The organism is Actinomyces urogenitalis DSM 15434, assembly GCF_000159035.1.
GTDB lineage: Bacteria > Actinomycetota > Actinomycetes > Actinomycetales > Actinomycetaceae > Actinomyces > Actinomyces urogenitalis.
Window position 1 is genome coordinate 359,691 of the sequence record NZ_DS999575.1, and the last position, 5,568, is coordinate 365,258.

The 5,568-nt window shown below is 68.7% G+C and carries 4 protein-coding genes and 1 pseudogene; all 5 read left to right on the plus strand.

The features are described from left to right. Positions 1-565: 565 nt before the first annotated feature. The 5 genes and pseudogenes from HMPREF0058_RS07490 to HMPREF0058_RS07505 all read left to right on the plus strand — a co-directional run bounded on the left by HMPREF0058_RS07490 (position 566) and on the right by HMPREF0058_RS07505 (position 5,401). A complete protein-coding gene (locus tag HMPREF0058_RS07490) occupies positions 566-2,107 on the plus strand; it encodes a sugar ABC transporter ATP-binding protein (protein ID WP_231550235.1) in 1,542 nt (513 codons plus the stop codon). Beyond that, entirely contained in the window at positions 2,104-2,550 is a 447-nt protein-coding gene (locus HMPREF0058_RS12755; protein ID WP_006549158.1) for an ABC transporter permease, read from the plus strand. The genes HMPREF0058_RS07490 and HMPREF0058_RS12755 overlap by 4 nt, the downstream gene beginning before the upstream one ends. Beyond that, positions 2,499-3,131, plus strand: coding sequence for an ABC transporter permease (locus tag HMPREF0058_RS12140; protein ID WP_229083135.1), 633 nt, complete (start codon positions 2,499-2,501; stop codon positions 3,129-3,131). The genes HMPREF0058_RS12755 and HMPREF0058_RS12140 overlap by 52 nt, the downstream gene beginning before the upstream one ends. 122 nt (positions 3,132-3,253) lie before the next feature. Continuing rightward, a pseudogene (locus HMPREF0058_RS11855) lies at positions 3,254-4,230 on the plus strand (ABC transporter substrate-binding protein). Between the two features lie 124 nt (positions 4,231-4,354). Further along, complete coding sequence (locus HMPREF0058_RS07505) at positions 4,355-5,401, plus strand: iron-siderophore ABC transporter substrate-binding protein (protein WP_006549162.1); 1,047 nt, start codon at positions 4,355-4,357, stop codon at positions 5,399-5,401. Positions 5,402-5,568: the final 167 nt, after the last annotated feature.

Genomic DNA, 5,568 nt, shown 5'->3' on the forward strand with positions numbered 1-5,568 from the left:
CGGTGGGCTGCTGGTGATGGAGCACGACGCCGGGCAGGGCGAGTCGCTGCGGCGTGCGGCGGTGGAGGCCGGCCTGACTGAGGTGTCCACCGGGGTGGATCTGACTGGGCGCGACCGGTATCTCAGCGCACGAGCCTGAGTGATTCTCGGCACATAAGTATCTATCACTTGATTAATAGGAGTTGATAGGTATCTGAGGTGCGGTTCTCTGCTCAAACTCGACGATCCTTCGCTCGGAGAGCCCGGTCGAGGAGCGGGTGGGCACTCGTGGTCGACGCGCGTCGCCCTGGCCTGCTGCGAGGGCGCAGCCCGATGGGGCCCAGAGGGGACGTGTCGCGGGTCTCCTATGCTGTGCGGAATGTAGTTGACGACGATGCCTGGCAGCCAGCGCCGGCAGCTGTTCGTGCCGCCTGGCCTGGTGAGCCGGAGGCTTTGGGACGGTGCTGCGGTGAGTGCGGCATGAGGGCCCAGGCAGCGCCAGAGCCCCTGCTCCAGGCGCGCGCGGTGACCAATAACCGCCCCTCGCTTGACAGGCGAGGGGCGGTCCCTGCTCCAGGCGCGCGCGGTGACCAAGCGCTTTCCCGGGGTCCTGGCCTTGGACGAGGTGGGGCTCACGGTGCATCCCGGTCAGGTGCACGCGCTGGTCGGGGAGAACGGCGCCGGCAAGTCGACGCTCATGAAGATCCTCAGCGGCATCTACCGGCCGGACGCCGGCCAGATCTGGCTGCGTGGCGAGCCGGTGAGGATCGCGAGCCCGCAGCAGGCCCAGCGCTTAGGCATCTCCACCATCCACCAGGAGCTGGGCCTTATGCCCGACCTCACGGTGGAGCAGAACGTCTTCTTCGGGCGCGAGCCCTACGCCGGCACCCGGTTCAACCTCGCCCCGCGGGCGATGCGACGGCGCACCGAGGAGCTGCTGGACCGCGTGGGCCTGGCGCTACGGCCCGGTGACCGTGTGGGGGACCTGACGATCGCCACCCAGCAGATGGTGGAGATCGCCAAGGCGCTCGCCTTTGACGCTCGGGTCCTCATCATGGACGAGCCCACCGCCGCGCTGACCGAGCGCGAGACCGAGGCCCTGTTCCGGGTGATGGCGGACTTCATCAGCCCGCACACGGCCATCATCTACATCTCCCACCGCATGGACGAGATCAAGCGGGTGGCGGACGCGGTCACCGTCCTGCGCGACGGTCGGTGGATCGCGACCACGCCTGCCGATCAGATCAGCGTTGCTGAGGTCATCGAGCAGATGGTCGGACGCAGCCTGGAGACCGACGCCCGGCCCGAGCCCCACGACGCTAGCGCCCCGGTGCGCCTGAAGGTCGAGGGCCTGGCCACCGAGGACCTGCTGCGCGAGGTCAGCCTCGAGGTGCGCTGCGGCGAGATCCTGGGGCTGGCCGGCCTGGTAGGAGCGGGGCGCACGGAGACCGCCCGGGCCATCATCGGGGCCGACCCACGCAGTGCGGGACGCATTGAGGTGGGCGGCCAGCCGGTGGAGATCTCCTCGCCTGCCGACGCCGTGCGTCACTCCATCGCCTACCTGTCCGAGGACCGCAAGCGCTACGGGCTGCTGCTGGACAAGAGCCTGGTGGAGAACATCGCCCTGCCCTCCTATGGACGGTGGTCGCGCGGCATCGTCGTCAATGACGATGCCGCGGTGCAGACCGCGGAACGCTTCATTGAGCAGCTACGTATCAAGACCCCCTCGCCCTGGCAGGAGGTCCAGTACCTGTCAGGAGGCAATCAGCAGAAGGTGGTCCTGGCCAAGTGGCTGGCTCGGGACTGCGACGTCCTCATCATCGACGAGCCCACACGGGGAATCGACGTGGGGGCCAAGGAGGAGATCTACCGGCTCCTGGAGGACCTGGCGGCCCAGGGCAAGGCGATCATCGTCATCTCCTCCGAGATCCCGGAGGTCCTGCGGCTGGCCCACCGGGTGGCCGTCATGTGGGAGGGGCGGATCGCGGGCGTGCTGCCCGCTGCGGAGGCGAGCCAGACCGCGATTATGGCGCTGGCCACCGGTCAGCTTCCCGAGCCGGGCCCTGCCTCCATCTCCCAGCAACCCGACGGCGCAGCCGTCCCCACCACGACGAAGGAGGGCGCGTGAGCACCGCGCAGACGTCCGAGCAGGTACGAACCCCACGCCTCCTGCGGCGCCGCGCAGCCGGTGAGAGCAGCTTCCTGTCTCGCCACGGCTCCCAGGTTCTCGTGGTGGTCTCCGAGCTTGTCCTGATCCTTGCCTTCTCCCTGGCCAGTCCCTACTTCCTCCAGCTCGCGAACTTCTCCGCGCTGCTGCTGGACGCCTCGGTCTACGTCCTGCTGGCCCTGGGGCTCACCTTCGTCATCGCCACCGGCGGCATTGACCTGACTCCTGGCTTTGGGATCGCCTTTACCGGCGTGTGCCTGGCGGTAGCCATGAGATGGGCGGCCGGCATGGGGCTCGGGCCGGGGCCGTCATCGCGATCGGGGTCCTGGTGGGGCTCGTGGCGGGCGCCGTCATGGGAACCGCCAACGGGATCCTCGTGGCCTACCTGCGGATGCAGCCGATGATCGCCACCCTGGCGATGATGCTGGTGGTCTGGGGCCTGGCCATGGTCATCTCCGGGACCTCGGCGGTCCCGTTGTCAGAGTTCTCCACCTTCCTCGCCCTGGGGCAGGGGCGGACCCTGGGGGTGACCAACGCGCTCTACCTCATCGTGATCGTCTCAGTGATCGCGGCCTACCTGCTCAATCGCACCCTCATTGGGCGCTATGCCCTGGCCATGGGTTCCAACGAGGAGGCCACGCGTCTGTCCGGCGTCAACGTGCGGCGCTGGAAGATGCTCGTCTACACCCTGGCGGGGACCTTCACTGGCCTGGCCGGCATCCTCATGGCCTCGCGGCTGGCTTCCGGCAAGCCTGACGTGGGTCAGTCCTACGAGATGTACGCGATCGCGGCCGCGGTCCTGGGCGGGGCCTCGCTCCAGGGTGGGCGGGCCTCGGTCTTTGGGTCGGTGGTGGGTGCGATCGTCATCGCGACCATCCGCAACGGCGCCGTCCTCATGGGGATCCCCGACCAGTGGCAGAAGGTGCTGCTGGGCGTCGTGGTGCTCGCAGCGGTCTACCTGGACGCGCGCCGTCGCAAGAGCTGACCACGTCCTGGCACGTCCCGGCCGTGGCCGGGCGTGCTCATGAGCTGTCCCTGACCGGCGCGGTCCCTGCCGTGCCCCGACGGGTCCGGACTCAGCCGGGCCCCTGACAAGGAGAAAGAACAATGAGGCGCAGGAACGCACTCGGTCTCGCCGCCGTGACGGCGCTGTCAGCCGTGGGGCTGGCGGCCTGCTCGGGCTCACGAGCCGGCGAGGGCGGTGCGGGCGCAGGCCAGTCCATCGCCGTCGTCGCCAAGGGCTACGCCAGCCCCTTCTGGGCGACCGTCAAGGCCGGGGCCGAGGCTGCCGGCAAGGACCTGGGCTACCAGGTCTCCTTTAACGGGCCCGACTCTGAGACCGACGTCCCTCGGCAAAACGACCAGCTCCAGCAGGCGCTGGTCAAGCACCCGCGGCGCTCGTCTTCGCCTCGCTGGACTCCCAGGCCCAGGCCACCGTCCTGCAGCAGTTCGCTGAGGCCTCCATCCCGGTGATCGCCTTCGACTCCGGCGTTCCGGGCTCTGACATCCCGGTGACCACGGTGGCCACGGACAATAAGGCCGCGGCTGCGCAGGCGGCCGAGCACCTGTCCGAGCTGCTGGGCGGCAAGGGCAAGGTCGCCATCGTGTGCAACTCCCAGACCTCGGTGACGGGGCAGGACTGCGAGCAGGGCTTCCGCAGCTGGCTGGGGGACAACGCCCCGGACATCCAGGTCGTGGACGTGCAGTACAACAACTCTGACCAGGCGGTTGCCCAGCAGCAGGCTGCGGCGATCCTGCAGGCGCACCCGGACCTGGCCGGCATCTTCGCCACGGATGACGACGGCGCCGTCGCCGCAGCGCAGGCCGCGCAGACGGCGGCGATGACGGACACCGTGACCATCATCGGCTTCGACTCGGGCAAGCCGCAGATGGACCTGGTCACGGCCGGCACCATTGCCGGCTCGATCACGCAGAACCCCTACGAGATGGGCTACCAGGCCGTGGTCGCGGCGGTCAAGGTCCTCAAGGGCCAGAGCGTGGAGAGCTTCATCGACTCTGGCTTCTCCTGGTACGACGCCGAAAACCTGGGTGACGAGGACATCCAGAAGGCGGTCTACGAGTGATCGTGAGGGTGCCCGTGCGCAGTGGGGGTGACCAAGCGCACGGGCACCCTACTTGTTAGGTGTGCCTAAGTAGCATTACGGTCGAGGTCCTTGTTCATTCGCACTGCCGATCCCTGGAGTATTCGTGACCGTCTCTCGCAAGACCTTCCTCGTGACCACAGCCGCCCTGCCACTGGCCGCCCTGCTCGCTGCCTGCGGCACCAAGACGGAGGCAGGCTCCTCGGCCTCGGCTGGCGCCACCGGCTCCTCCGAGGCCCTGAGCGTGACTCACGCCTTCGGCACGACGACGGTCCCCGCCTCGCCCCAGCGCGTGGCCACCATTGCCTGGGGCAACCAGGACGTGCCGCTGGCCCTGGGCGTCATGCCGGTGGGGATCGCCAAGCAGACCTGGGGCGTGAGCGACGACTCCGGGATGCTGGAGTGGACCAAGGCCAAGGTGGATGAGCTCGTGGCTGACGGCGCGAGCGTCCCGGCCCTGTTTGACGAGACTGACGCCATCGACTTCGAGGCCGTGGCCGCCACGAGCCCGGAGGTGATCCTGGCTGCCTACTCCGGGCTGACTCAGGAGGACTACGAGACCCTGAGCAAGATCGCCCCCACCATCGCCTACCCGGACATCGCCTGGGGTACCGCCTGGCGCGACATGATCCGCATGGACTCGGCCGGTATGGGCAGGAAGGACGAGGGCGAGGCGCTCGTGACCGAGCTGGAGGAGCTCATCTCCACCCAGCTGGCCGACTACCCGCAGATCGCCGGCAAGTCTGCCGCCTTCTTCTCCGCCACCCCCTCGGACATGTCCTCCATCGGCTTCTACATCCCGGCCGATCCGCGCACCGGTTTCCTGGCCGACCTCGGCCTGAGCGTGCCCGAGTCCGTGGCCAAGGCCGCCAAGGCCGACCCGGACACCTTCTACGTCTCGATCTCGGCTGAGAACGCCGACACTCTGTCCGACGTCGACCTCATGGTCATGTACGGCGAGGACTCTGAGCTGGCTGCTCTGCAGGGTGACGCGCTCTTCGGCGCGATCCCGGCCATCAAGAACGGCGCGGTCGCTTTCGTCGGCAACGGCACTGCGCTGTCTGCCGCTACCAACCCCACGCCCCTGTCCCTGCCCTGGGGACTGAAGGACTACCTCGCCCTCATCGCTGCGGCGGCTGACAAGGTCCAGTGACCACCTGGCTGCGCCACCACCGGATGGCGGCGCTGGGAGTCCTCCTGCTCGCCGTCGTCCTGGCCGCCTGCGCCTCGATCGCCTTCGGGGCGCGGGTAGTGAGCCTGGCTGAGATCGTCCAGGGGCTGCGCGACGGCGGGGACGGGGCGGGCCTGGGGGCTGTCGCC

Coding starts and splice junctions, on each gene's coding strand:
- HMPREF0058_RS12140 (WP_229083135.1), top strand. CDS start 2,499: ATGGGAACCGCCAACGGGATCCTCGTGGCCTACCTGCGGATGCAGCCG.